This window comes from Hyphomicrobium sp. (assembly GCF_019744875.1).
Taxonomy (GTDB): Bacteria; Pseudomonadota; Alphaproteobacteria; order Rhizobiales; family Hyphomicrobiaceae; genus Hyphomicrobium_C.
The window spans coordinates 1,037,152-1,062,981 of record NZ_JAIETU010000005.1 but is presented as its reverse complement, the minus strand read 5'-3'; the positions used below and the strand labels follow the sequence as shown (position 1 = coordinate 1,062,981).

The following is a 25,830-nucleotide window of genomic DNA, read 5'->3' as shown; positions in this document are numbered from 1 at the left end:
TTGCGAAGCCAACCTTGCAAATTTGCGAATTTTGCGAAGGAGGGTGGACGATGCGGAAAGCCTTTATGGGCGTGCGCCTCAAGCGGCTGCGGGAAGAGCGCGGGCTCACCCAGGTCGCACTCGCCCGCGCGCTCGATCTCTCGGCGAGCTACCTGAACCAGCTCGAAAAGAACCAGCGCCCCCTGACGGTCCCGATCCTGCTCAAGATCAACGCCGTGTTCGGCGTCGACGTGCAGCTCTTCAGCGAGGACGAGGAGGCCCGCCTCATCGCCGACCTCCGCGACGTGTTCGCCGATCCGGGACTCGACGAGCAGATCGCGCAAACCGAAATCCGCGAGATCGTGGCCAACATGCCGGCGGTCGGTCGCGCGCTCGTCAAGCAGCATCAGCGCATGCGCCAGGCGTCAGAGCGCGCGGACGCGCTGGCCGCGCGGCTGGGTGTCGGCACGGAAGAGCGGGCACCCGTCCAGCTCATGCCCTTTGAGCGCGTGCGCGACTACTTCTACGCCAACCACAACTATTTCGCGGATCTGGACGAGGCGGCGGAAGCCACGTTCGCGGAAGCGCGCCTGTCCGTGGGAGACTGCGTAACGGGACTGAAGCGCTATCTCGCGAGCCGGCTCGGCATCCAGGTGATCGTCGAGCCGCCGACCACAGCCAGCCCCCTCCAGCGCAGCTTCGACGCGTCAAACCGCATCCTCCGCCTCTCGTCGACTCTCATGCCGGGCCAGATCGCATTCGAGATGGCAACGCAGCTCGCCTACATCGAAAAGGGAGACGTGATCGAGACACTCGCCCGCGACGCCGCGTCCGGCAGCGAGGAGACCTACCGCTTAGCGCGCATCGGCCTCGCCACGCACTTCGCCGGCGCGTTGATCATGCCGTACGGCTTGTTTTTCGAAGCCGCCGAACGCTTGCGTTACGACATCGAGCTGCTGCGCCAGCGCTTTGGCGTGGGCTTCGAAACGATATGCCATCGGCTGAGCACGCTGCAGCGCCCGGAAGCGCGCGGCGTGCCTTTTTTCTTCGTGCGCGTCGACCGCGCCGGCAACATCTCGAAGCGGCAGTCGGCGACCGACTTCCACTTCTCCCGCGTCGGCGGATCCTGTCCGCTCTGGAACGTCTACGAAGCCTTTTCGACGCCGGGCCGCATCCTCACACAGCTCGCCAGCATGCCGGACGGCCGCACCTATCTCTGGATCGCGCGCACGGTGTCGCGCGGACAGGGCGGCTTCGGCGCGCCCTCGAAAACGTTCGCCATCGGCCTCGGCTGCGACCTCTCGCACGCGCATCGAACGGTCTACGCGAAGGGGCTCGATCTCAAGGATCAGTCCGCGGCAGTGCCCATCGGAGCCGGCTGCAAGATCTGCGAACGCCCGAGCTGCCCGCAGCGTGCGTTTCCCGCCATCGGCCGCCGCTTTGCAATCGACGAGAACGAGCGCCGCTTCACGCCTTATCCGGCCGCCTGATCGAGATGGAAAACCCAATGAGCGCCACCACGTGTGATCTCTCGGACAAGCACGGCGACGCGGCCGGCGTACTCGCACCCGTCTTCCGCGATTTCGGCGGCCGCAAAAGGTTTACCGGCCACGCCGTGACCGTGAAGTGCTTCGAGGACAACTCGCGGGTGAAGGAGCTTTTGGCGACGCCCGGACATGGCAAGGTGCTCGTGGTCGACGGCGGCGGCAGCCTGCGCTGCGCGCTGCTCGGCGATATGATCGCCAAGGACGCGGTAGCGAACGGATGGAACGGCGTCATCGTCTACGGATGCGTGCGCGACACGGCCATCCTTGCGACGCTCGACATCGGTATCAAGGCGCTCGCCGCAATTCCCAAGCGCTCGACGCGTCGCGGCGAAGGCTCGGCACACATTTCGATCGATCTGGCCGGCACGCAGGTGAGCGAGAACGACCTGATCTGCGCCGACGAGGATGGCGTCATCGTCTTGGCCGCAGGCGCCAGCGAAGTGTAAGCGTCGCCCCGGCCTTCGCGAGGCCGCATCGGAACGGATGGCGTCAACGCTGTTCTGACGTCATCCCCGTTACACACAAGATCTGCCTCTGAAAAATTTTAAAACGCTACATGTTGCGCTGGCTCGCTAGGCGGCCTTGTCCGAATCAGGCGTTATGACCGCGTCATGGGTCGCCGCGCGTAGCCGCTCGGCGCTAAGAGGGAACCCGGTGCGTCGCGCCCACAAGGCAACGACCATCCCGGGGCTGCCCCCGCAACTGTAAGCAGCGAGTTATCTGTCGACGACGGTCACTGGTGCAAACCGGGAAGACCAGACAGGTAGCAACGACCTGCGAGCCAGGAGACCTGCCCAGGACGAATTTTGAACGTCCTCGGGCGGGGTGTCCCGGTGGGTGGTGCTCGATCATGCGCGCGCATGCGTGAATGATCGGTTGCGCGTCCCCATTCGGCCCAAGCCCCCTACAATTCAGGGGTTTGCCGATGTCCATCGCATTTGAAGCAAGAAGTGCCGGAGGCGAGTCCGCATCAGGCGGATACGTGTCCAAGACGGCTGCCGTGCCGGCTTTCCAGGTGATCCGCCGCAGCGGCGGCGTCACGCCATTCGATCCCACCAAGATTTCCGTCGCGCTGACGAAGGCGTTCCTCGCCGTCGAAGGCGGCCGCGCCGCCGCCTCGCGTCGCGTGCACGAGATCGTCGAAGACTTGACGGCGCAGATCGTGTCCGCGCTCACGCGCCGGGGTGAAGCCGGCCGCACGTTCCACATCGAAGAGGTGCAAGACCAGGTCGAGCTCGCGCTCATGCGCGGCGAGCATCACAAGGTCGCGCGTGCCTACGTGCTCTACCGCGAAGCCCGCGCCCAGGAGAGAGCGGCAAGCGCACAATCTCAAGCCGTGCGCGCAGACCTTCCGGCCCTCAGCGTCAAAGGCCGCGACGGAACCCTGGCGCCGCTCGACCATCAGCGGCTCGCCCTCATCGTCGGGGAAGCATGCGACGGACTGCCGGACGTGTCGGTCGAGGCCGTTCTTTCGGAGACCTACCGCAATCTCTATGACGGCATCGCCGCGCACGAGCTCACACTTGCGCCGATCCTTGCCGCCCGCACCCTGATCGAAACGGAGCCCGCCTACAGCGAAGTCAGCGCGCGCCTCCTGATGGATCAGCTACGCGAGGAAGCTCTCACATTCGTCTCCGGCCGCCCCGACCGGGCGAGCCAGGCGGAGATGGCCGAGCGCTACCCGGACTACTTCCGCAGCTACATTGCCAAGGGCATTGCCGCCGATCTTCTCGATCCGGAGCTGGGCCGCTTTGATCTCGACCGGATCGGCCAGGCGCTGAAGCCCGAGCGCGATAGGAACTTCCAGTTCCTCGGACTGCAGACCCTCTACGACCGCTACTTCCTGCAAACGAGAGGCGTCCGCTTCGAGCTGCCGCAAGCCTTCTTCATGCGCGTCGCCATGGGCCTCAGCCTGCGTGAGATCGACCGCGAAGCAAAAGCCATCGAGTTCTATGGCCTGATCTCGTTGTTCGACTTCATGTGCTCGACGCCAACGCTGTTCAACGCCGGCACGCCGCGTTCGCAGCTCTCCTCGTGCTTCCTCACGACCGTCGCCGACGACCTCGACGGCATCTTCAAGGCCGTTAAGGACAACGCGCTGCTCGCCAAGTATTCGGGCGGGCTCGGCAACGACTGGACGCGCGTGCGCGGCCTCGGCGCACACATCAAGGGCACCAACGGCGAAAGCCAGGGCGTCGTCCCGTTCCTGAAAGTGGCGAACGACACCGCCATCGCCGTCAACCAGGGTGGCAAGCGCAAGGGCGCCGTCTGCGCCTACCTCGAGACGTGGCACATCGACATCGAGGAGTTCCTGGACCTCCGCAAGAACACCGGTGACGACCGCCGGCGCACGCACGACATGAACACGGCCCATTGGATCCCGGATCTGTTCATGCAGCGCGTCGCGGAAGACAGCCACTGGACGCTCTTTTCTCCCGACGAAGTGCCTGAGCTGCACGACCTCTACGGACTCGCCTTCGCCGAGAAGTACCGGGAGTACGAGGCCAAGGCCGAAAGAATGGAGATGAAGATTGCCCGTCGCGTTCGCGCGGTCGATCTCTGGCGGCGCATGCTCACCATGGTGTTCGAGACCGGGCACCCCTGGATCACATTCAAGGACCCGTGCAACCTGCGCTCGCCGCAGCAGCATGCCGGCGTCGTGCATTCGTCCAATCTCTGCACCGAGATCACGCTCAACACCTCGAACGACGAGGTCGCGGTCTGCAATCTCGGGTCCGTGAACCTCGCCAACCACGTCACGGCCGAGGGACTGGATCAGGATCGGCTCGCACGCACGGTCAAGACCGCCATGCGCATGCTCGACAACGTGATCGACATCAACTTCTACACGATCCCCGAGGCGCGCCGCTCGAACCTGCGTCATCGCCCCGTCGGTCTCGGCCTCATGGGCTTCCAGGATGCGCTGCACACGCTCAAGATCGCCTACGCGTCGGAGGCCGCCGTCGCGTTTGCCGATACCAGCATGGAGGCGATCAGCTACCACGCGATCTCTGCGTCGTCCGATCTCGCCGAAGAGCGCGGCCGCTACCCGTCGTTCGATGGCTCGCTCTGGAGCCGCGGCATCCTGCCGATCGATTCCCTCGCGCTGCTCAGCGACGCCCGCGGCAACGATCTTCGTGTCGACACCTCGGCCACGCTCGACTGGAGCGGCCTGCGGGACCGCGTCCGCACGACCGGCATGCGGAACTCGAACGTCATGGCCATCGCGCCGACCGCCACCATCTCGAACATCTGCGGCGTCGCGCAGTCGATCGAGCCGGTCTTCCGCAACCTCTACGTCAAGTCGAACATGTCGGGCGACTTCACGGTCGTGAACACGCATCTCGTGCGCGATCTCAAGGCGCGCGGGCTGTGGGATGAGGTCATGGTGTCGGATCTGAAGTACTTCGACGGCTCCCTCGGCGCCATCGACCGCGTGCCGGACGACTTGAAGGCGCTCTACGCCACCGCCTTCGAAGTCGATGCGCACTGGCTCGTCGATGCCGCATCGCGACGCCAGAAGTGGATAGACCAGGCCCAGTCTCTCAATCTCTACATCTCCGCGCCGAACGGCCGGAAGCTGGACGCCCTCTATCGGCTTGCCTGGGAGCGTGGCCTCAAGACCACGTACTACCTGCGCTCGCAGTCGGCGACGCATGTCGAGAAATCGACGCTCAAGGGCACCGACGGCAAGCTCAATGCCGTCTCCGGCGGCGGCATGATCTCGGCTCCCGCTGCATTCGAGGCGGCCCCCAAGGCCTGCTCCCTCGAGGATCCGACCTGCGAAGCCTGCCAGTAAGACCATCTCGCCGGGCCAGTCGGCCCGGCACCCGCACCCTTTCGAATGCTTGTTTGTACTGCGTCGGCATTCTCCTCATGTCCCACATCAAGGAGAACACCCATGCTCGACTGGTCAGAGCCAGCCGCAACGCGCGCGCCTGAACCTCGTCTGCCCACGCCATCGATCCCCACGCCGTCGATCCCCGCCGACAGCGGCACGGGTCTCGGTCATATCGATCGGTCCGGCGGGCGCGTCCGCGTCGACGACAAGCGGATGATCAACGCCCGCGCCGACGTGAACCAGCTCCTGCCGCTGAAGTACGGTTGGGCGTGGGACAAATACCTGTCCGGCTGCAACAATCACTGGATGCCGACGGAAGTCTCGATGCAGGCCGACATCGCGCTCTGGAAATCGCGCGACGGCCTCACCGAAGACGAGCGGCGCATGGTGAAGCGCAACCTCGGCTTTTTCGCAGCCTCCGAAAGCCTGGTGGCGAACAACATCGTGCTCGCCATCTATCGCCATCTCACGAACCCCGAGTGCCGCCAGTACCTGCTCCGGCAGGCGTTTGAAGAAGCCGTCCACACGCACACGTTCCAGTACATCGTCGAAAGCCTGGGCCTCGACGAGGGCGAGCTGTTCAACATGTACCGCGAGGTGCCGTCGATCACCGACAAAGCCGCCTGGGCGCTCGCCTACACCAAGCACCTCGACGATCCCGAGTTCAAAACCGGCAAGCCCGAGACGGACCAGGCGTTCCTGCGCGATCTCGTCGCGTTCTATGTCGTGTTCGAAGGCATGTGGTTCTACACGGGGTTCGCCCAGATCCTGTCGCTCGGACGGCGCAACAAGATGGTCGGCATCGCGGAGCAGTATCAGTACATCCTGCGCGACGAGAGCATTCACATGAATTTCGGCATCGACGTCATCAACCAGATCAAGGTCGAAAACCCGCACCTCTGGACGAAGGCGTTCCAGGACGAGGTCCGCCAGATGCTGCACGACGCGGCCGAGCTCGAAAGCGCCTACAGCCGCGATACGATGCCCGCAGGCCTGCTCGGCCTCAACGCGAAGCTCTGCGAGCAGTACATGCGCTTCATCGCCAATCGCCGTTGCGGCCAGCTCGGCCTGATGCCGGTGTTCGCCGAGACGGACAATCCGTTCCCCTGGATGAGCGAGGTCATGGACCTCAAGAAGGAGAAGAACTTCTTCGAGACGCGCGTCATCGAATATCAGAACGGCGGCGCTCTGAGCTGGGAGTAAACGGCACCGGAGGGACGCCGTCGAAACCGCCGGCGTCCCTCCGGACCGCATCCGTACCCGTTGAGAGCAGGCGCGGGTCTCACACGTACTGGCCGCCGTTCGAGACGCTGCCGGCGCTGCTGCCCGGGACAAACGACGCCCCGCCGCCCGCCGTGTAGATGACGCCACCCGCATCCGCCAGGTACCGCACGCCGGTAGCCGAGCCCGTGAACGTTGCGCCGTTCACCTGAATGACGCCGCACATCGCAGCATCCGCAAATCGCGTGAAGACCGGCGTCCCGCTCAGCGTCGCCGTCAGGTTCATGAAGACAAAGCCGCCGGTCGCCGCAGCAAAATGCTGGAGCGCGTTGCCGCTGATTGTGTAGTTGCCATTGCAGGCAATGGTGGCGCTTTGGCTCGCATAGAGATGGCGGCCATTCCCCGGCAATGCTCCGAACTCGATGGCACTGAACTGCACGTACGAGCCGTTCTGCGCCAGAATGCCGTGGCCCGTCGTCGCCGACGTCTTCTGGAGTTTCATGTTCGCCAACGAAAACCGGCCGCCCGCGATGGCCTGAAAGCAGTGGTTCACGCCTGCGGGCGGATCGATGATCGTCGTGGCGCCCGCGCCGGAAACGGCGATCAAGCCGCCGCCCGCGCAAGGCTTCATCGTCTGCGCTGTCGCGTAGGTGCCCGCTGCGACGTTGATCGTGATGTTGTAGATCGAGGAATCGAGCGCGGCCGCGACGTCGAGCGCTTTCTGAAGGGTCAGAAACGCCGCGCCGCTCGTGTTGGCGAGCCCCGTGTTCGCATCGTTGCCGTCGGTACGGACATAGTAGCTGCGGTTCGCGCTGAGCACCTCGCGCCGCGGCGTGAACGGAAACGTCACGATGCCCGTCGTGCGGTCCGTCACGATCGCCTGCTTCCACGTGCTGCCGTCGGCGCTGACCTTCACCTGGAAGTCGTCGTCGCCCGCCAGCCCGAACTCTGCCCGGCCCGAGAACCCCGTCTGAAAGAGCACGCTGCCGGTCTGACCGGCAGAGGCCTTGTTGAGTTTGAGCTGATGGCCCGCGCCGTCGTGATTGAACAGAGAGGCCGCGCTCGCGACGGACAACCGGTTGGTCGCGTCCGCGGTCGCGTTCACACCGACCATCGCCACCGGATTGACGCCATGCGCAGGGGCCCAGGCGGCGCCGTCGAACGCATAGAGCACGTTCTCGTCGCCCACCCACGCCAGCCAGCCTTCGAGCGGAACGTAGAAGGCCCACGCGCTGTCCTGGTAGGCCGCGATGTGCGCGGCATGTCCGGACCACGCGCCCGTCGGCGCCGCGCCGACGATGTAGCGCGCCCCTGCCGCCGGAGATCCCGGCGGCGCGGCCAGATCCTTGTCGAGCACGGAGAGCTGCACGAGCGCATCGAGCGCGCGCAGCGCCTCGTTGTGGGTCACGTGCTTCTGTGACTGCGCCGCGAGAATGTAGGGAAGCTTGAGATGTGTGGTTTCATCCATGGGGCACGGGCTCGTTGCGGAAGCTCCCGCCACTATCGCCGCACGCCGCCTTACGAGGATAAATGCGCGGCGAGATAAACTGCTGCCCCGGCAGTTTTCAGCGGACGAACAGCCCCACGCCCTTGCATTCCCCCGGCGGACCCGCTAAACCCGCCAACGGAACGTGACAATAAAATAGCATTTTCAATACGTTGTATCATTTGCGCAGATCGTGCGCAGTGCGCGAGGGTGTCTCAATCATGTCTACCCCGTCGATCACGCTTCATAAGGGCGACCTTCCCGCCGGCGTCACCTTCAAGGGCAGCGTCGCCATCGACACCGAGACGCTCGGCCTGAACCCGAACCGCGATCGCCTTTGCCTCGTCCAGCTTTCGGCCGGCGACGGCACCGCTCATCTCGTCCAGCCCGACCCGTCGACCTACGACGCCCCGCGCCTCAAGGCGCTGCTCGCCGACCCGTCCGTCGTCAAGATTTTCCACTTCGCCCGCTTCGATCTCGCGGTGCTGGAAAAGTACCTCGGCGTGCAGGTCAACCCGGTCTACTGCACCAAAATCGTCTCGAAGCTGGTGCGCACGTACACCGACCGCCACGGCCTCAAAGACATCACCGCCGAGCTCCTGGGCATCGAGCTATCGAAGCAGCAGCAGAGCTCGGACTGGGCCGCCGCGACCCTCAGCGAACAGCAACTCGCCTACGCCGCAGCCGACGTGCTTCACCTGCACGCGCTGAAGGCCAAGCTCGACGCGATGCTGGAGCGGGAAGGCCGCGGTGCGTACGCCAAGGCCGCCTTCGAATTCCTGCCCACCCGCGCCAGGCTGGACCTGGCCGGATACGGCGAAGACGACATTTTCAGCCATTGAGCCAAACAAACCTCGTGTGCGGCCACCGCAGCGGAAAAAATCCAATATTTTCTGGAGACAAGCTCGGATCCGGGTCCCAATCTCACCCCAATTGGAAGCGATTGTCGGTTGGCTTTCCCGCATGCGAGAGTGCGTAAGCGGACCTCGGCGCGCGTTGCGGGGTTTGGACATCACACGGGCAGGCGGCGTCCGCAGCACGCGAACTCGGACAGCCCGGAAACACCAACGCACCCGGTTCGTGAGAGCCGGACGAAAAGACGAAGCCCGGCCAGGAGCATTGTCCTGACCAGGCCAAGGCGATGACGCCGGAGATCTCGGACCACGCATGGTCGTAGCTACTGATCACCAGATCGCCCCATCGATCGGTCGCCGCACGGGCGACGGCCTGCAACTTGCCGGCGTCGATCGCGCACGCGAATTCCGCAAGGCGCGTCTGCGCACCCGGATCGTGCGCATCCTGCGCGTTGCGTTTCCCGCCGCCGCGGTCGGATTGATCGGCGTCTACGGCCTCACCATCGCGCAGAAGTCCGGCGTCGTCAGCCCCGATGCCATATCGGAGCTGTCGATCCGAAAAGTCCTGCCGACCGATCTCGTGATGAAGAACCCGCGCTATGAAGGGTTCAGCGACGACGGCGGCAGCTATGTCTTCACGGCCAAGACCGCCAAGCAGGACATTCTCCAGCCGAACCTCATCGCGCTGAACGGCATCGTCGGCGAACTCTATCAGGCCGACAAGACCCGCACCGACATCACCGCCGCGCGCGGCGTGTACTCGAACGACAGCAGCGTTCTCCAGCTCTATGACGAGATCAACATCGACTCCCAGACGGGCCTGAAGGCCCGCCTGACCGAGGCCACCCTGCGCACCAAGACAGACCTCATCACGTCATCCCAGCCGGTCGTCGTCGAATTTCCGAACGGCTCCGTGAAGTCCCTGCGCCTGACGCTGCGCCAGAAGGCGCGCGAAGCAACCTTCGCGGGCTCGGTCGTCGCCGAGCTCACGCCACCGCCGGATGAGACGAAAAAGGACGCGCCCGCTCCCGAAGAGAAGAGCGATCCAACGTCCACGATGTTCACGCCGTCGAACGGCCCGATCATCATCCAGTCCTACCGCCTCGATCTCAACGACGGCAGCAAGACCGCTGTCTTCGTGGGCAACGTGCGCGCCCGCCAGGGCGACGCGAACATGACGACCCCCGAGCTGGAAGTCACCTACGAAGGCGAAGGCCTCATGGGCCCGACCGGCTCCGCGCCCACTCCCGCCGCTGCGCCGGGCGCATCTCCCTCGGGCAAGATCCGCCGCATCGTCGCCAAAAAGCCGGTCGTGATGAAGCGCGCCAACGGCGACGTCGTCACGAGCGACATGGCCGATTTCGATGCGCTCTCGCAAACCGCCGTCCTCTCCGGCGAGGTCGTCATGACATCGGGCGTCGATCGCCGCGCGTCGAGCGAGCAGGTGGAACTCAACGAGGCCACTGGCGCCATCGTGCTCATCGGCGATGTCGCCGTCCGCCAGGGTGGCAACGAATTGGAAGGCGGCCGCCTCGCCATCGATCGCAAGCGCGGAACGGCGCTGTTGACGACGCCGCCCGAAGGCTCGTTCGGCCCCGGCCGCATCAAGGCGCGACTCGTGCGCGATTCCGAGACGAAAGAGCCCGCGGCGGAAACGGCGCAGGAGCCAGCCTCCGATGGCTCAGCCATGCCGTCGTTCAAGACCAATCCGAACGCGCCCATCGAACTCAATGCCGATGCGCTCGATGTCGACGACCAGAACAAGCGCGCCGTGTTCCGCGGCGACGTCGATGCCACGCAGGACGGTTTCAAGATCCGCTGCGCGGAGCTGACGGCCCACTACAAAGGCGAAGCCGGACTGGTCGACGCCGCAAGCCTCGACACCGAACCGGCGGATGGCAAGAAGAAGCCGGGCTCGGAGCTCGTCCGCCTCGAAGCGCGCAAGGAGGTTCGCGTCACCTCCAAGGATGGCCAGGCCGCAACCGGCGACTGGGCCGACTTCGACGCCAAGTCGAACAAGGTCACGATGGGCGGCAACGTGGTGCTGTCGCGCGGCAAGAACATGGTGCGCGGCACCCGCCTCCTGATCGACATGACGACCGGAGAGAGCAAGATCGACACCGCCCCGCAGAACACCGTCGCCGCGCCGTCGGGCGGCGGTTGGGTCACGAAGCAGCCGGCCGAGCCCGCCGCCGAAGCCAAAGGCCGCGCCAGCGCCGTCTTCTTCCCGCAGGACATGAAGGAACAAGAGGAAAAGGACAAAGCCAAGGACAGGCCTGCTCCCCAGTCTCCCTCGGGCACCCCGGCCGTAGACGGCTGGTCCGCCACCCAATCGCCGAATTGAGCCCGGCCATCCATGCCGCCGACGCCCCTTGGATTTGACTCGCGCCGCCAAACGCCTTCTCGTAAGGCACGCACAAACACCGCCGCCCCCGTCCCCCATCGCAAGCACGGCAGTCCGTCCGAATGAAACTGTGGCCCCTCCGGTCAGCCCGCAACACGCAGTCCGCCGATCCTGAAGGGTACGGCGGCGCGCCGCACGGCTATGCCGCAACGGATGAAGACCACCGCCTCGCCTCTCACCAGGGCTGGCTCGTCGCTGAGAACGTACAGAAGAGCTACAAGAAGCGCATGGTCGTGCGCGGCGTCAGCCTCGCGGTGGGCCGCGGCGAATCCGTAGGCCTCCTGGGCCCGAACGGCGCCGGCAAGACGACCGTCTTCTACATGATCACCGGCCTCGTGCCCGCCGACGCAGGCCAGATCTCGATCGACGGCAAGGACGTCACCGCCCTGCCCATGTACCGCCGCGCCCGCCTCGGCATCGGCTATTTGCCTCAGGAAGCCTCGATTTTTCGCGGCCTGACGGTCGAACAGAACATCATGGCCGTGCTGGAGCTGGTGGAGCCGAACCGCAAGGCCCGCAAAGAGCAGCTCGACAGCCTACTCGAGGAATTCCACATCGCGCGGCTGCGGAAATCGCCGTCCATGGCTTTGTCCGGCGGCGAGCGGCGGCGCTGCGAAATTGCCCGCGCGCTCGCCTCCCGGCCCTCGTTCATCCTGCTCGACGAGCCGTTCGCGGGCATTGACCCGATCGCCGTGGGCGACATTCAACAGCTCGTCCGCCATTTGACGGACCGTGGCATCGGCGTCCTGATCACGGATCACAACGTGCGCGAGACGCTGAGCCTGATCGACCGCGCCTACATCATCTATGACGGACAGGTGCTCACCCAGGGCAAGCCGGCCGAAATCATTGCCAATGAGGATGTGCGCCGCGTCTACCTGGGCGACATGTTCGTCAACACGCGCTGAGAAAAGCCGCCGATTGGCTCCTCTCTTTTGCAGCCTGGACGCGGCCCCTGGCCGAAATCGGCGCCTGCCTGAAAAACCCTCGAAAGATGCATGAGCACCTCGCGGCCGGACTTTCCCCGCACGCACGCGCGGAGGCGGCGGGGAAACGGATGGGATGCCAGTCAACGCGGTTTTCATATCCTTGAGGCATGTTCGCTCCCACGCGGGCAAAATTGATGCCAGAATATGTCTGGGCTAAACCGGCGACTTGGGGCATTTAGCCCGGGTGTGCCGGTCAGGTGGCCCAGCCGGAAACCGCAAACGTCCGAAATTCCAGGATCGGGAACTGAAAGTTAGTCATGGTGCTGACGGCAAAGCTTGAGCTGCGGCAAGGCCAGCAACTGGTGATGACACCCCAGTTGCAGCAGGCCATCCGCTTGCTTCAGCTTTCCAACATCGAGCTTTGCCAGTTCGTCGAGACCGAGCTTGAGCGCAATCCGCTCCTCGAAATGGACGAAACGCCCGACGTCTCGCCGAAAGAGCACGAGGCCCCCGTCGAGCGCGATGAACCGTCCGGCGAAGAGGAATGGCTGGATCTCCGCAAGCCCGTCGCTGAGGCAGACGGCGGCGTGGACGGCGACGACGGATCCTACAGCGACAGCGCGCCAACGCCCGGCAGCATGGATGCGGACTCGGGCTGGGCCAACGTGCGCCAGAGCATGAGCTCGCACAACGGCGAGGAGATCAACCCCGAAGCCTTCGTCTCGAGCGAGCCGTCGCTGCGCGATCACTTGAGCGAGCAGCTTCCACTCTCGATCCATGGCCAGGCCGAACGCCTCATCGGCCAGCACCTGATCGACATGGTCGACGAGGCCGGCTACCTGCACGCCGACCTAGACCAGCTCGCCGCCAAACTCGGCGCTCCCCTCGACATGGTCGAGAAGGTTCTGGCCACGCTGCAGACGTTCGATCCGGCCGGCGTGTTCGCGCGCTCGCTCGGCGAATGCCTCGCGCTTCAGCTCAAGGAGCAGAACCGCTACGACCCGCAAATCGCGGCCCTGCTCGACAACCTGCACCTGCTGGCGGCCCACAACATGGCCGCCCTGCGCAAGGCCGTCGACGCGGACATGGCCGAGATCACCGAAATGATCGATGAGATCAAGCGGCTCAATCCCAAGCCGGGCCTGAAGTTCGGATCGGTCCAGCTCCAGCCCGTGGTTCCCGATGTGCTCGTACGGCAGGCCGCCGACGGCACCTGGCTCATCGAGCTGAACAGCGACACCCTGCCCCGCGTGCTCGTCAACCGCAGCTACTACGCCGAGGTCAACACCACGACGCGCACGGAGAAGGACAAGGGCTACCTGCTCGAATGCCTGCAGACGGCCAACTGGCTCGTCAAAAGCCTCGATCAGCGCGCCCGCACCATTCTCAAGGTGGCCGAAGAAATCGTCCGCCAGCAGGACGCCTTTTTCACGTATGGCGTCCAGCATCTGCGGCCGCTGAACCTGCGCACCGTGGCCGATGCGATCTCGATGCATGAATCGACCGTCTCGCGCGTCACCTCGAACAAGTACATGTCGAGCCCGCGCGGCATCTTCGAGCTGAAGTACTTCTTCACGTCCGCCATCCAGTCGGCGGGCGACGGCGAAGCCCACTCGTCGGAAGCCGTCCGTCATCGCATCAAACAGCTCATCGAAGCCGAGAGCGCCCGCTCCGTCCTGTCGGACGACAAGCTCGTTGAAAAGCTGAACAAGGAAGGCATCGACATCGCCCGGCGCACGGTCGCCAAATACCGCGAGGCCATGCGCATTCCCTCGTCCGTCCAGCGCCGCCGCGAAAAGCGCCTGCTCGAGCGGACAGCCCGCTGAGATCCTCCGCCCGCACGCCTTTCCTAGGGGACCGCGTGCCGCACCGGGATTGACTTCACCCACCCGCCGCTCTAGCGTTTCTTGAGCTGGTTCGACGCCGGAGCGGTTGAACCAAAGAATTGTAATAATTAAAGAAAGCGCTGAGTTGCTTGTGCTATCTTGTGCCTCGTTGCAGGGCAGTTTGCCTAGCGGCGGGGCATCGCTTGGGACCCGCTAACCATACGTCTGGGTTGCTGCTGGAAAAAACGCCGTGGGCGTATCAAGTAGCCTGAAACGAGCAATTTCGTCATGGCTGCCGAATCGCCCAAATTGACGTCTAGGAAGCGCTTCTCGTCTGAAAATGAACGTGAGTGAAATGGGGTGAGCCCCCGCCGACAAGGCAAAGGCAAGCCCCCTGGGAGTTCAACAGCCGTTCGATGGCCACGTTGGTGGGCCCTTTGAAAATGCTGAAAGATCGGCCTCGCTGCCGATCGTAGACCCGATGGGACCGGACACATGGATTTAGGCGATCTCCTGGCACCTCGTGGGATTTTTCCCGCATTCGAAGCCACCAGCAAGAAGCAGGCGCTTCAGGACCTGGCGGCACACGCAGCCGAGGCGACGCGGCTCGACGCCCGCACCATCTACGATACGCTTCTGCAGCGTGAGCGCCTCGGCTCGACCGGGCTCGGCCGCGGCATCGCGGTGCCCCACGTCAAGATCTCGGGCATCTCCGGCATCGTCTGCCTGTTCGCGCGGCTGACCAAGCCGATCGATTTCGAGAGCCCCGATGGCGAACCGGTCGACCTGATCTTCCTGCTGCTCGCGCCCGATCACGCCGGCGGCGATCACCTGAAGGCACTCGCCCGCATTTCGCGCCTCGTGCGCGAGCCGAGCGCCCTGGAGCGCCTGCGGTCTGCTCCCGACCTCGCGTCCCTGAAGCGAGCGCTGACGCTGCCCGCCACCTCGCACGCGGCCTAAGGCAAAGAACTACGGCTTTACGCGGCGATCACCCGTACACGGCGAGCGCCGCGAGCCCCAACGTTCCAATCACGATCCGCCACCAGCCGAACGGCGCAAACCCGTGCCGGCCGATGAATTCGAGTGCCATCCGCACCACGATCACGGCCGTCACGAATGCGACCAGGAAGCCGACCCCGATCGGCAACGCATCGGCCGCGTGCAGCCGCCCCCAGTTCTTGAAGAGATCGAGCGCGAACGCGCCCGCCATGGTCGGCATCGCCAGGAAGAACGAGAATTCGGCCGCCGTACGCTTGTCGGCGCCGAGCAGCAGGCCGCCCACGATGGTCGAGCCGGAGCGCGACACGCCGGGCACCAAGGCCAGGCATTGAAAAAGGCCGATGCCGAACGCGCGCGGCGGGGCAATGTCGGTGACGTCCGTAAACCGCACCGGAAGCTTGATCCGATCGACCACCAACAGCACGATGCCGCCGAGAATGAGCATCGCGCAGATGAGCGCCGGGGTCTCGAACAACACCTCTTTGATGTACTTGTGCAGCAGCGCGCCAAGGAGGGCGGCCGGCAGAAACGCGATCAGCAGCGCGACCGCGAACCGGCGCATCTGGGGATCGTGCGGCAATGACCGCACCATTTCGATCAGCCGCCAGAAATAGACGTAGACGATCGCCAGAATGGCGCCGAGCTGGATCAAAACCTCGAACGTCTTGCCGGGCGAGTCGAACCCCATGAAATGTCCGGCGAGCAGGATATGTCCGGTCGAAGACACGGGTAGGAATTCCGTCAGCCCCTCGATGAACCCGAGCAGAACGGCTTGCCAGATCGGCATTGGGGGATTTCTCCGGAAAGCGGTGAGACGCGGCGGAATGGCACAAAGACGAACTGGCGCAAAAGAGAGGCGGCGGAATGGCCGCGACGAAAGGCAGTCCCTCAGCGCGGCACTCGGTAGCATGATTGCAAAAACGAGGATACGTTCCGCAGGCAGTGCCCCTATGACGCGCCGCACCTGCCAGAAGCATTTCCGCCACACCCATCCGAGCTGATCCAAGCCCCGTGCATGCGATGCCGACGCTGACCCAATTCAAGCTCTGTCCCAAGTCGCGCTCAGTCCGCCTGGCGCTGGCCGAGATCGGCGTCGAGGCGACGCTGGCCGAGGAGCGCCCGTGGGAATGGCGCCCATCGTTCCTCGCCCTCAATCCGGCAGGCGAGCTGCCCGTTCTCACGCTCGAAAGCGGCCTGGCGCTGCGCGGCGTCTATGCCATCTCCGAATACTTCGCCGAGCTTCTCCAGAACCACGAGAAGGGTGGGCGCACCGCGCCGCTCTTTCCGGGCACCATCGAGGAACGCGCCGAGCAGCGCCGCCTCGTCGACTGGTTCCACGGCAAGCTCGACCGCGAGGTCACGCGCGAGCTGCTGTTCGAGCGCATCTACGGCCATCTCGTGCCGGACCGGTCCCATTCGCCCGATCCCGATGCCCTGCGCGCGATCCGGGCCAACATCCGCTATCACATGAGCTACGTGAACCATCTCGCCCATGAGCGGCGCTGGCTCGCCGGCAATGAGATGAGCTTCGCCGACTCCGCCGCCGCGGGGCACATCTCCGCCATAGACTACCTGGGCGAGATCGCCTGGGACGACTACGCCTCCGCGAAATCCTGGTACGCCCGCATGAAGTCGCGCCCGTCGTTCCGCCCGCTGCTCGCCGATCGCATGGCGGGCATCGCCCCGGCCGCCGTCTATGCCGACCTCGATTTTTGAAACTGGCCTGCCGATGTCACACGACGCCAAGAGCTTGGAGGCTCCGCCCTCCGCGGCCGCGAAATCGGCGTTGCAGGCGCATGCGCGCGAGCTGGGGTTCGACACCGTGCGCGTGACGCAGCCGGATGCCATTGGCGGTGCCGGCGACCGCCTGCTGGCCTTTCTCGCCGACGGGCGCCACGGCACGATGGACTGGCTGGAAACCCACGCCGACCGCCGCCGCGATCCGCGCCACCTGTGGCCCGACGTGCGCTCCATCGTCATGCTCGGCATGAGCTACGCCCCTGAGAACGATCCGATGGACGCGCTCGCCGACACGGCCAACGGCGTCGTTTCGACCTACGCCAAGCGCAGCGACTATCATGACGTCATGAAGGGCAAGCTCAAGGAGATCGCCGGCCGCCTCGAGCGCGACACGGGTCTGCCGGTCAAGGTCTTCGTCGACACCGCGCCCCTGATGGAAAAGCCGCTGGCCGCCGCCGCCGGCATCGGCTGGCAGGGCAAGCACACCAACCTCGTCTCGCGCCAGCACGGCTCGTGGCTGTTCCTCGGCGCGATCCTGTCCGCCGCCGACCTCGACCCCGACGCCCCCGAGCGCGACCACTGCGGCAACTGCTCGCGCTGCCTCGACGCCTGCCCGACCAAGGCGTTTCCCGCGCCCTACCAGCTCGACGCGCGCCGCTGCATCGCCTACCTCACGATCGAGCACAAAGGCCATATCCCGGACGAGTTCCGCGCGCCGATCGGCAACCGCATCTTCGGCTGCGACGATTGCCTCGCCGTTTGCCCCTGGAACAAGTTCGCCCAGGCGAGCCACGAAACGCGCCTCGAAATCCGCGCCGAGCTCGACAACCCGCCCCTGGCCGACCTGCTGGCGCTCGACGATGCCGCCTTCCGCACCCGCTTTCGCGGCACGCCCGTGAAACGCACCGGGCGCGACCGCGTTGTTCGCAACTGCCTGATCGCTGCGGGCAACGCCAAGGACGCGGCGCTGTTGCCGTCCGTGACGCCGCTTTTGGACGATCCGTCGCCCATCGTACGCGCCATGGCCGTGTGGGCGTTCCGCCGGCTGGCGACGGACGGCGAGCGGCGCGCGGCCGAGGCGGCGCGCGGCCCCGCCGAACCCGACGCCGACGTGCGCCGCGAATGGGAAAGCGAGCTCGTGTGATATCCCCGTCGCTGGCGGCACCTGCGAACTTCGGAATTAAAAGGACACGAGGATGAACAGCCTCTTCTGCTTCGGACTTGGCTACAGCGCCGAAGCGCTCGCGCGCCGCTTGGCACCGCTCGGCTGGCGCATCGCCGGAACGGCGCGCACGCCCGAGGGCGTCGCGCGCATCCAGTCCCTCGGCTACCACGGCGTGCTGTTCGACGGGATCGACGCCGCCCCCGCGCTCGCCGCAGCTCTTGCAGGCGTCACGCACGTCCTGATCTCGGCGGGCCCCGATGCGGATGGCGATCCTGTGCTGCACCACCATAGCCGCGAGATCGCCAAGGCCCACGACATCCGCTGGATCGGCTACCTGTCGACGGTCGGCGTCTACGGCGATTTCGGCGGCGCATGGGTGGACGAGGACACGACGCCAAAGCCGGGTTCGGAGCGCACGGTTCGCCGCGTGACGGCGGAAAAATCCTGGCTCGACTTCGGCTCCGCCCACAACCGGCCCGTGAAAATCTTCCGCCTCGCCGGCATCTACGGACCCGGCCGCAGTGCCATCGACGACCTCTACGAAGGCACGGCGCGCCGCATCGTCAAGCCCGGCCAGGTCTTCAACCGCATCCATGTCGACGACATCGCCGCCGTCCTGGAAACGGCGGCGGCAGGCGGCGGCGCGCACGCGGTCTACAATGTCACCGACAGCGAGCCCGCCCCGCCGCAGGACGTCGTCGCGTTTGCCGCGAGCCTGATCGGGCAACCGCCGCCCGCCGAGACGCCGTTCGAAACGGCCGCCCTCTCGCCCATGGGGCGCAGCTTCTATTCCGAGAACAGGCGCGTGCGGAACCGCCGCATTCTGGACGACCTCGGCGTCCGCCTCGCCTACCCGTCCTATCGCGAAGGCTTGGCGGCCATTCTTGCTGCTCGCGTCGCCTGAAGGCGCGAAGCTGCCGCGCTTCATCCACTATGTTGCCGAAATCCGCGCAGATGATCCCCCCGTCCTGGCAGCTCGACCTGCCAAGCGGACATCATTCGGCATTCGACATTCATTCGCACCATGCGGAGACCCTCCATGACGTCGCTCAGAAGCGCCCCGTTGCTCGCGGCGATCGCGGGCGCATGTCTGGTGGTTGCAGCAGGCACGGCCATCGGCCAGGACGCGGGCCACGCGCTGGCTGAAAAGTTCGCGGGCGGCGCAGAGCGCGAGGACCAGCAGCGCAAAAAGGAGATTGCGGAGCGCCGAAAGAAGGAAGACTCGGAACGTCGCAAGGTCGAAGAAGCCGAAATGCTGAAGCGCGCGCGCGACGAAGCCAACGAGCGCAAGGCCGCGGCCGACAAAGCGCGCGCCGAAGCCGAAGCGCGTGACGCCAAGGAAGAGCAAGACCGCCGCCTGGCCGCCGAGCAGGCCGAGCGTGAGCACGCCGAAAAGGCGCGACGCCTCGCCGAGGAACAACGCATCGCGCGCGACAAGTTCATTGCCGACCGCGCCGCCGAGGCCGAACGCATGGCCGTCGAGGCCGAACAACGCGTTGCCGCAGAGCAAGAGAAGGCTGCCGAAGACAAGCGCATCGCAGAGGAAAAGCGCCTCGCGGAAGAACAGAAGCTGCGCGCCGAACAGGAGCAGCGTCTGGCCGAGCAGAAGAAGGCCGAGGACGAACGCCGCCGTGTTGCCGAGCAGGAGCTGCAGCAGCGTCTTGCGGACGAAAAGCGCGCGGCCGACGAGAAGCGCATCGCCGAAGAAGAGCAGCGCATTGCGGAGCAGAAACGCATTGCGGAGCAACAGCGTCTCGCCGCCGAAAAGCTGGCGGAGGAAAAGAAGGCCGAGGAGCACCGCATTGCGGAGGCGAACCGCGTCGCGGAGGCCAAACGTGCTGCCGACGAAAAACGCGCCGCCGACGAGAAGCAGGCCGCAATGGCCGCCGAACGGGAAGCCGAGCATCGCCGCCTGACCGAGCGCCTCGAGGCCAAGGAGCATCAGCGCCAAGAGCGCGAGCGCATCGCTGCGGAGCAGCGTCCTAACAACGCCGCGCAGCCCCCGCTCAACGAACGCGACCGCATGGGCCTCGGTGTCACCCCGCCCGCGCCTCACGTCATCGCGCCCGCGGCACCCTCCGTCGCAAGCGACACGCGCCCCGTGTCGCGCGTCACCGTCCTCCTCGTCATGGAGCCGGGCACCAACGGCATTCGCCGCTACGGCCGCAAAACCGCCGACCCCGTGATCTGCTCTGGTCCCACCTGCTGGATCAGCACCGGTTCGGATCGCGACGCCAACGCCGTGCCGCGCGGCCGTGCGCTCGGCCCGGGCAACACGCTCGGCAAGCGCGCCGCCGCGTGCAATCAGCATCTCGCCTGCGCCTTCCGCGACCTGGACGTCAAAGCCATGGCCGCCGCCGTGCAGCCGATCGACCTGCGCATCATGCGCCACGATCGCCGCGAGCCCTTGAAGCTCGAAGCTGATCCAACCTGCCGCATCGCAGCCGGCGCGCTGACGTGCGGAAAAACCTACGCGTCCCGTACCTGGCGCGCCTGGGTCGTGCCGGAGCAGTTGGCCGACGAGGCAGGCACAGCCGCACTCGAAGCCGCATTGGCGAGCGGCCTCGGCCGGCCGACCGCGGCCCTGACCGCGATCCCCTGACCGGCTGCGCACCGCACACGCACGAGATTTCGGCGGGCTTCGTACGCGCCCAAAACGCCCCGCACGCGCCCGCGCGGCGGTAACGCATTGCTAACCATCTCCGCCGACTTGCCCCGGCCGCACGGTCTTATGCGCCGCCGATCCCGCGAATTTTACGGGTTCGAGACGAACTTTGCTCAAGGATGCCCTCAGCATCCAGAGTTGCGAGCGTTCGAGCCATGGCCATTCTTTCTCATGACCCCGAGAGCGGGTCCGCCCCGTATGCCCGGCGCGTCTCCGCCCCGGCCCGCCTGCTGGCCGGCCTCGGCCAGACCATCGACCGCGCCTTCAGCGACAGCCGCCGCATCATCTCCCGCCCGAAGGTGCTGTTCGCAACCAGCATGACCGACATCGCCATCGTCGTCGTCACCGGGTTCCTTGCGTCGCTCGCGGCTGATGGTTCTGCATCGATTGGATTTGGATTGGCGATCTGGGCCGTGCTCATCGCGCTCGCTGCAACGCTCGAGCTGCGCCGCAACTGGTCCTACTCGATCCGCGCCCTGCGCCGCCCCAGCGAACAGCTCGGCAAGATCGCGCGCAGCCTCCTCCCGGTGTTCTGCATCGCAGCCGGCGCGGGCTACCTGATCGGCATCGAACCCTTCTCGCCGGCCGTCGGCATGATCTGGATTTCGGCCTCCATCGCGGCGATGACCGCCGCACGTTTCGCCCTTGCGCGCGTGCTCGACGAGCTGACCGACGCCGGACGTCTCGTTCGTCGTACAGTGATCGTCGGCGGCGGCCCCGATGCCGAGCTGCTGATCGCCACCCTCGAAGCCGACAACCTCAAGGAGCTTGCGATCCTCGGCGTCTTCGACGACCGCTTGGACGAACGCTCCGCCGACAGCATCCAGGGCTATCCGAAGCTCGGCAACTTCGACCAGCTTCCCGCATTCTGCCGCGCCTCGAGCGTCGACCTGATGGTCGTCACCGTGCCGATGGCGGCCGAGACGCGCCTGATGCAGATCCTCAAGGTGCTGTTGACGCTGCCGGTCGACATCCGCATTTCCGCGCTCAGCTCCAAGCTGCGCCTGAGCTCGGGCGCCTATTCCTATATCGGCCGCGTGCCGATGCTCGCGCTGATGGACCGCCCGCTAACCGATTGGGATCGCGTCATCAAGAACATCGAGGATCGCGTCATCGGCGCCCTGCTGTTGCTGCTGGCATCCCCCGTCATGGCGCTCGTTGCCCTCGCCATCCGCCTCGACAGCAAGGGACCGATCATCTTCAAGCAGCGCCGCTTCGGCTTCAACAACGAGCTGATCGAGGTCTTGAAGTTCCGCTCCATGTACACCGACATGTCGGATGCCACCGCCTCCAAGCTCGTCACCAAAGGCGATCCGCGCGTCACGCCCATCGGCCGCTTCATCCGCAAAACAAGCCTCGACGAGCTGCCCCAGCTCATCAACGTCATCAAGGGTGAGATGTCGCTCGTCGGTCCGCGTCCGCACGCGACCGAGGCCAAGGCCAGCTCCGATCTCTATCAGACCGTCGTCGGCGAATACTTCGCCCGCCACCGCATGAAGCCCGGCGTCACCGGCTGGGCGCAGATCAACGGCTGGCGCGGCGAGACCGACACGCACGAGAAGATCCAGCGCCGCGTCGATGCGGACCTCTACTACATCGACAACTGGTCGCTGCTGTTCGATCTCTACATCATCGCCGCGACACCCTTCGCACTTCTCACCGGCAAGAACGCGTACTGATCGTGACCGCTCTCTCGCTGACATCGCGACACGCCGCTGGCGCGCTCTCAAGACAGGAGCGCGGCAACGGGTGGATCGTGTCCGCGAGCACGCTCGCAGCCATCGCCGTTGCGGGCGCCATGGCCACCAGCTCGATCGTGTTTTCAGAGCCCGCCGTCGCCGACATTCTGATGGCCGCGGTAATCGTTGGGCTGCCGCTGCTCGGCGTCACGCGCTTCGGCACCCTGACGCTGTTGAACTTCGCGGCATGGCTGGCGTTCGTGGCGCTCGGTCTCGCGGCCTGCTCCGTCTCGACCAACATCGACACTGCTATCACGCATCAGGTCGTCACGCTGTTTCTGGCGCTCGGCGCGCTCGTTCTGGCCGGCTACGTGTCGGCCGATCCGGAGCCGCGCTTCCGCCTCGTCATGAACTGCTACGTCGTCGGTTGCCTCATTGCGACCGCGGCCGCATTTGCCGGCTACTTCCAGTTGATCCCGTCGGCTTACGACCTGTTCACGAATTTCGGCCGCGCCCGCGGCACCTTCAAGGATCCGAACGTGCTCGGCGCAGCGCTTGCGCCGGCTATCGTCTACACAGCCTGGGTCACGCTGCGTCATCCCATCCGGCACGCGATGGTCGCGGCCGTCGTCTGCGTTCCGCTGTGCCTCGCGCTGCTGCTGTCGTTCTCGCGCGGCGCCTGGGCCAGCACGGCCTTTTCCCTCGTCATGGTCGCCTGGCTCGGCCTGGTCACCACGCGGCGCGTCGCCGACATCCAGCGCTTGACGGTCGTTGCCGTCATCGGCGCCATCACGCTCGTGCTGGCGATCGGCGCTGCCCTGCGCCTCGAAGCCGTCGGCGGACTTTTCGAGGAGCGCGCGAGCCTCGATCAATCCTACGACCAAGGCCCGGACGGACGGTTCGGCGGCCAGAGAAAGGCCGTCGGCCTGATCCTCGATCATCCCCTGGGCATCGGCACGTACACCTTCCGCGACACGTATCACCCGGAAGAGGCGCACAACGTCTATCTCAGCCAGTTCATGAATGCGGGATGGCTCGGCGGCCTGCTCTACTCGATCTCCGTGTTCGGCACGCTCGCCGCCGGCGTCTTCGCCATTCGCAAACGCACCGCCCTCCAGGGGCCGATCATCGTCACGACGGCCGCCTTCATGGGCGTCGTCCTCGAGGGCGCGATTATCGACACCGACCACTGGCGGCATTTCTTCATTCTGATGGGCCTGACCTGGGGTCTCGTTGACGCGACCCTGACGCCGCCCGTCTCGGAGTTTCGCCATGATGATTGAGACCCGCTCCGAACCTCGCTCCGTGCTGCGGTCCGCGCTCGATGCCCTTCGCGCGAGCCGCACGAGCCATGCCGATAGCTGGAACGCGATCGGCGTCTTTTGCGTGCGCGCCGCAAGTGCCGCGTTGCTCTTCCTCACCCAGATCGCGTTCGCGCGATGGATGGGCGCATCCGAATACGGCCTCTACGTCACAGCCTGGACGTGCGTCGTGGTGCTCGGCGGCCTCGCCCATCTCGGCTTCAACGTCGCCATGATGCGCCTCGCGCCGCAGTACGCCGCCAATCGGGATTACGCCGCGTTTCGCGGCTTGCTGAAGGCCGGACGCCAGGTCGCGCTGATCACGTCGGTGCTGATGGCCGCGGTCGGCGTCGCCGTCATCACGTTCTTCCATTTCGAACAGAGCGCCGCGCTCGCCGTGCCGCTTTTGATCGGCCTCATCTCCCTTCCCGCCTACGCGGTGACGGACGTGCAGGACGGGTTCGGGCGCGGCCAGGGCTGGACGCTCGACGCCATCGTGCCCGCCTACATCATTCGCCCGCTCGCGATGCTGCTGTTCGTCGGCGTGGTGATCATTGTCGGCCTATCGGCCGACGCGGTCACGGCAATGACCATCGCGCTCGTGGCGACCGTGCTGGCCGCTCTCCTGCAGACCGTCCTGATCGAGAAACGCGTCGAACGTGAGATCCCGCAGGCCAGCGCCGCCTCGAACTACGCCAAGTGGTTCACGATCTCGCTGCCGCTGCTCGCGGGCGGCATTTGCGAGATCATCATCCTCAATGCGGACGTGCTGGTCTTGAACTTCTTCCGTCCGTCGGAAGAAATCGGGCACTACTTCGCCGCCGCCAAGACGACCGGCCTCGCGCTCTTCGTGCTGTACGCCGTGGCCACCGCCTATGCCGGCCGCATCGCCGCGGCACACACCCTGGGCAAAACGGCCGAGGTCCAGTCGTACGTCGGCATGGCCGTGCGCTGGACTTTCATCCCGGCCGCCATCATGACGGCAGGCATCCTCGTCATCGGCTACTTCGTCCTCGCCCAGTTCGGCGCAACCTTCACGGATGCCTATCCGCTGATGTTCATCCTCGCCGCCGGCATCATGACGAAAGCCGCCATGGGACCGTCAGACACCATCCTCAACATGATGGGCCACCAGCGCGCGACCGCGCTCTCGCTCGGCGCGTCCGCGCTTCTCGCGGTCACGCTCAACGTGATCCTCATTCCGCTGTGGGGCGTGACAGGCGCGGCCATCGCGACGTCGACGTCCTACGCCGCCATGGCCGTCATGAACTGGTATGCCGTGCGCAGGCTCGAAGGGTTGAACCTCTTCATCCTGGCCAACCTCAAGACGCCCAACCAACCCTAAACCGGGCCGAGCCTAGACGCAGCGAGCACGTCCTCGATGAGCGCATAGAGCTTGTCGAGATCCTGCGGCCGCGACAGGCGATGCTCACCGTCCGCGACTTCGGTCATGCGAACATGATCGCCCGCCAGAACGTCCGCCAAAGCGCGCGCATGCGCGATCGGCACGTCGCGATCTTCCGCGCCTTGCAGCACCAGCACCGGCCGGCCGGGATCGAAATGCGCGCCCTTGAACACGTGCGCCTTCCCGTCCTCGATGAAGCGCCTGGTGATGGGATAGCCGATGGGATCATACGGAGAGGGGCGCATCCACTTGCCGTCTGTCAGAATGGCTCGGCGCGCGTCCTCCGGCAGTTGGTCCCACATCAGATCCGTGAGGTCCCACGCCGGCGCCACCAGCACGAGGCCCAGCACACGCTGCGCCTCCTCGGGATGGGCCGCCATCAGGCGGCGCAGCAGCAGCAGCGCCAGGTGTGCGCCCGTGCTCGACCCGACCAGCACCTGCGGGCCGCGCGTCGACTGCCGGAACACCGCCTCGCTCTCTTCGAGCCAGTCGGAGATCGTGGCCGCCTCGAAATCCCCGCCCGACCGGCCATGCCCGGAGTAGTCGAAGCGCGTGTAGCCGAGCCCGCGCTTAGCCGTCCAGTCCGCCAGCGCCTCGGCCTTCGTCGACACCATGTCCGACTTGAGCCCGATCAGCCACATCAGGCCCGGCGCTCCCGGCTCGCCCGCGGGCGCGGCCAGGGTGGCGATCCGGCGAGCACTGCCACCGTTGCCCACCGTGATGAATTGCGGTTCGCGTCCGGTCATCCTATGACACCTTTGCTGTCGAACATATGCCTTGAGACCGGAG

General features: G+C 65.7%; 19 protein-coding genes and 1 riboswitch. Of the genes, 16 read left to right on the top strand and 3 right to left on the bottom strand.

Features of this window, described 5'->3' with window-relative positions:
* The first annotated feature begins 50 nt into the window (after window positions 1–50).
* The 4 genes from K2Y42_RS14950 (at window position 51) to K2Y42_RS14935 (ending at window position 6,570) form a co-directional block, all read left to right on the top strand.
* Window positions 51–1,469, top strand: coding sequence for a short-chain fatty acyl-CoA regulator family protein (locus tag K2Y42_RS14950; RefSeq protein WP_291153970.1), 1,419 nt, complete (start codon window positions 51–53; stop codon window positions 1,467–1,469).
* Window positions 1,470–1,486: 17 nt separating this feature from the next.
* A complete protein-coding gene (gene rraA, locus K2Y42_RS14945; protein WP_291153969.1) occupies window positions 1,487–1,972 on the top strand; it encodes a ribonuclease E activity regulator RraA in 486 nt (161 codons plus the stop codon).
* A 150-nt stretch (window positions 1,973–2,122) separates the two neighbouring features.
* Window positions 2,123–2,339, top strand: a riboswitch (cobalamin riboswitch).
* Between the two features lie 112 nt (window positions 2,340–2,451).
* The gene (locus K2Y42_RS14940) at window positions 2,452–5,325 is read left to right on the top strand and encodes a ribonucleoside-diphosphate reductase subunit alpha (protein WP_291153968.1); all 2,874 of its coding nucleotides are present in this window, start codon (window positions 2,452–2,454) and stop codon (window positions 5,323–5,325) included.
* A gap of 102 nt (window positions 5,326–5,427) precedes the next feature.
* Window positions 5,428–6,570, top strand: coding sequence for a ribonucleotide-diphosphate reductase subunit beta (locus K2Y42_RS14935; protein WP_291153967.1), 1,143 nt, complete (start codon window positions 5,428–5,430; stop codon window positions 6,568–6,570).
* Window positions 6,571–6,649: 79 nt separating this feature from the next.
* Here the strand turns inward: K2Y42_RS14935 and K2Y42_RS14930 are convergent, their stop codons facing one another.
* Complete coding sequence (locus K2Y42_RS14930; RefSeq protein ID WP_291153966.1) at window positions 6,650–8,056, bottom strand: DUF2793 domain-containing protein; 1,407 nt, start codon at window positions 8,054–8,056, stop codon at window positions 6,650–6,652.
* 239 nt (window positions 8,057–8,295) lie between these two features.
* Here K2Y42_RS14930 and K2Y42_RS14925 point away from each other — a divergent pair, with 239 nt between their 5' ends.
* The 5 genes from K2Y42_RS14925 (at window position 8,296) to K2Y42_RS14905 (ending at window position 15,047) form a co-directional block, all read left to right on the top strand.
* Entirely contained in the window at window positions 8,296–8,916 is a 621-nt protein-coding gene (locus K2Y42_RS14925) for a ribonuclease H-like domain-containing protein (RefSeq protein ID WP_291153965.1), read from the top strand.
* Between the two features lie 325 nt (window positions 8,917–9,241).
* Window positions 9,242–11,272, top strand: coding sequence for an LPS export ABC transporter periplasmic protein LptC (lptC, locus tag K2Y42_RS14920; RefSeq protein ID WP_291153964.1), 2,031 nt, complete (start codon window positions 9,242–9,244; stop codon window positions 11,270–11,272).
* Between the two features lie 122 nt (window positions 11,273–11,394).
* A complete protein-coding gene (gene lptB / locus K2Y42_RS14915; RefSeq protein ID WP_291153963.1) occupies window positions 11,395–12,240 on the top strand; it encodes an LPS export ABC transporter ATP-binding protein in 846 nt (281 codons plus the stop codon).
* A 338-nt stretch (window positions 12,241–12,578) separates the two neighbouring features.
* Window positions 12,579–14,087 carry an RNA polymerase factor sigma-54 gene (gene rpoN / locus K2Y42_RS14910; RefSeq protein WP_291153961.1) on the top strand — a complete coding sequence of 503 codons (1,509 nt, stop codon included), beginning with the start codon at window positions 12,579–12,581 and terminating at the stop codon, window positions 14,085–14,087.
* Window positions 14,088–14,582: 495 nt separating this feature from the next.
* Window positions 14,583–15,047 (top strand): PTS sugar transporter subunit IIA, encoded by a 465-nt coding sequence (locus tag K2Y42_RS14905; RefSeq protein WP_291153959.1) that lies wholly within the window; start codon window positions 14,583–14,585, stop codon window positions 15,045–15,047.
* A 28-nt stretch (window positions 15,048–15,075) separates the two neighbouring features.
* Here the strand turns inward: K2Y42_RS14905 and K2Y42_RS14900 are convergent, their stop codons facing one another.
* A complete protein-coding gene (locus K2Y42_RS14900) occupies window positions 15,076–15,873 on the bottom strand; it encodes an undecaprenyl-diphosphate phosphatase (RefSeq protein WP_291153957.1) in 798 nt (265 codons plus the stop codon).
* A gap of 233 nt (window positions 15,874–16,106) precedes the next feature.
* Between K2Y42_RS14900 and K2Y42_RS14895 the strand changes: the two genes are divergently transcribed.
* The 7 genes from K2Y42_RS14895 to K2Y42_RS14865 all read left to right on the top strand — a co-directional run bounded on the left by K2Y42_RS14895 (window position 16,107) and on the right by K2Y42_RS14865 (window position 24,981).
* On the top strand, window positions 16,107–16,802 hold the full coding sequence (locus tag K2Y42_RS14895; RefSeq protein WP_291153956.1) for a glutathione S-transferase family protein: 696 nt from the start codon (window positions 16,107–16,109) through the stop codon (window positions 16,800–16,802).
* A gap of 13 nt (window positions 16,803–16,815) precedes the next feature.
* Window positions 16,816–17,970 carry a tRNA epoxyqueuosine(34) reductase QueG gene (gene queG / locus K2Y42_RS14890; RefSeq protein WP_291153954.1) on the top strand — a complete coding sequence of 385 codons (1,155 nt, stop codon included), beginning with the start codon at window positions 16,816–16,818 and terminating at the stop codon, window positions 17,968–17,970.
* Between the two features lie 52 nt (window positions 17,971–18,022).
* Window positions 18,023–18,895, top strand: coding sequence for an SDR family oxidoreductase (locus K2Y42_RS14885; protein WP_291153953.1), 873 nt, complete (start codon window positions 18,023–18,025; stop codon window positions 18,893–18,895).
* Window positions 18,896–19,030: 135 nt separating this feature from the next.
* The gene (locus tag K2Y42_RS14880; protein WP_291153952.1) at window positions 19,031–20,593 is read left to right on the top strand and encodes a hypothetical protein; all 1,563 of its coding nucleotides are present in this window, start codon (window positions 19,031–19,033) and stop codon (window positions 20,591–20,593) included.
* A 218-nt stretch (window positions 20,594–20,811) separates the two neighbouring features.
* Window positions 20,812–22,335, top strand: a complete 1,524-nt coding sequence (locus tag K2Y42_RS14875; protein WP_291153950.1) for an undecaprenyl-phosphate glucose phosphotransferase — start codon at window positions 20,812–20,814, stop codon at window positions 22,333–22,335.
* A gap of 2 nt (window positions 22,336–22,337) precedes the next feature.
* Window positions 22,338–23,618 (top strand): O-antigen ligase family protein, encoded by a 1,281-nt coding sequence (locus tag K2Y42_RS14870; protein WP_291153948.1) that lies wholly within the window; start codon window positions 22,338–22,340, stop codon window positions 23,616–23,618.
* Window positions 23,608–24,981: a polysaccharide biosynthesis C-terminal domain-containing protein gene (locus tag K2Y42_RS14865; protein ID WP_291153946.1), complete on the top strand. Its 1,374-nt coding sequence runs from the start codon at window positions 23,608–23,610 to the stop codon at window positions 24,979–24,981. The genes K2Y42_RS14870 and K2Y42_RS14865 overlap by 11 nt, the downstream gene beginning before the upstream one ends.
* Here the strand turns inward: K2Y42_RS14865 and K2Y42_RS14860 are convergent.
* Window positions 24,978–25,787: an alpha/beta fold hydrolase gene (locus tag K2Y42_RS14860; protein ID WP_291153944.1), complete on the bottom strand. Its 810-nt coding sequence runs from the start codon at window positions 25,785–25,787 to the stop codon at window positions 24,978–24,980. The genes K2Y42_RS14865 and K2Y42_RS14860 overlap by 4 nt on opposite strands.
* Window positions 25,788–25,830: the final 43 nt, after the last annotated feature.

Coding starts and splice junctions, on each gene's coding strand:
- K2Y42_RS14950 (WP_291153970.1), top strand. CDS start 51: ATGCGGAAAGCCTTTATGGGCGTGCGCCTCAAGCGGCTGCGGGAAGAG.
- rraA (WP_291153969.1), top strand. CDS start 1,487: ATGAGCGCCACCACGTGTGATCTCTCGGACAAGCACGGCGACGCGGCC.
- K2Y42_RS14940 (WP_291153968.1), top strand. CDS start 2,452: ATGTCCATCGCATTTGAAGCAAGAAGTGCCGGAGGCGAGTCCGCATCA.
- K2Y42_RS14935 (WP_291153967.1), top strand. CDS start 5,428: ATGCTCGACTGGTCAGAGCCAGCCGCAACGCGCGCGCCTGAACCTCGT.
- K2Y42_RS14930 (WP_291153966.1), bottom strand. CDS start 8,056: ATGGATGAAACCACACATCTCAAGCTTCCCTACATTCTCGCGGCGCAG.
- K2Y42_RS14925 (WP_291153965.1), top strand. CDS start 8,296: ATGTCTACCCCGTCGATCACGCTTCATAAGGGCGACCTTCCCGCCGGC.
- lptC (WP_291153964.1), top strand. CDS start 9,242: ATGGTCGTAGCTACTGATCACCAGATCGCCCCATCGATCGGTCGCCGC.
- lptB (WP_291153963.1), top strand. CDS start 11,395: ATGAAACTGTGGCCCCTCCGGTCAGCCCGCAACACGCAGTCCGCCGAT.
- rpoN (WP_291153961.1), top strand. CDS start 12,579: ATGGTGCTGACGGCAAAGCTTGAGCTGCGGCAAGGCCAGCAACTGGTG.
- K2Y42_RS14905 (WP_291153959.1), top strand. CDS start 14,583: ATGGATTTAGGCGATCTCCTGGCACCTCGTGGGATTTTTCCCGCATTC.
- K2Y42_RS14900 (WP_291153957.1), bottom strand. CDS start 15,873: ATGCCGATCTGGCAAGCCGTTCTGCTCGGGTTCATCGAGGGGCTGACG.
- K2Y42_RS14895 (WP_291153956.1), top strand. CDS start 16,107: ATGCCGACGCTGACCCAATTCAAGCTCTGTCCCAAGTCGCGCTCAGTC.
- queG (WP_291153954.1), top strand. CDS start 16,816: ATGTCACACGACGCCAAGAGCTTGGAGGCTCCGCCCTCCGCGGCCGCG.
- K2Y42_RS14885 (WP_291153953.1), top strand. CDS start 18,023: ATGAACAGCCTCTTCTGCTTCGGACTTGGCTACAGCGCCGAAGCGCTC.
- K2Y42_RS14880 (WP_291153952.1), top strand. CDS start 19,031: ATGACGTCGCTCAGAAGCGCCCCGTTGCTCGCGGCGATCGCGGGCGCA.
- K2Y42_RS14875 (WP_291153950.1), top strand. CDS start 20,812: ATGGCCATTCTTTCTCATGACCCCGAGAGCGGGTCCGCCCCGTATGCC.
- K2Y42_RS14865 (WP_291153946.1), top strand. CDS start 23,608: ATGATGATTGAGACCCGCTCCGAACCTCGCTCCGTGCTGCGGTCCGCG.
- K2Y42_RS14860 (WP_291153944.1), bottom strand. CDS start 25,787: ATGACCGGACGCGAACCGCAATTCATCACGGTGGGCAACGGTGGCAGT.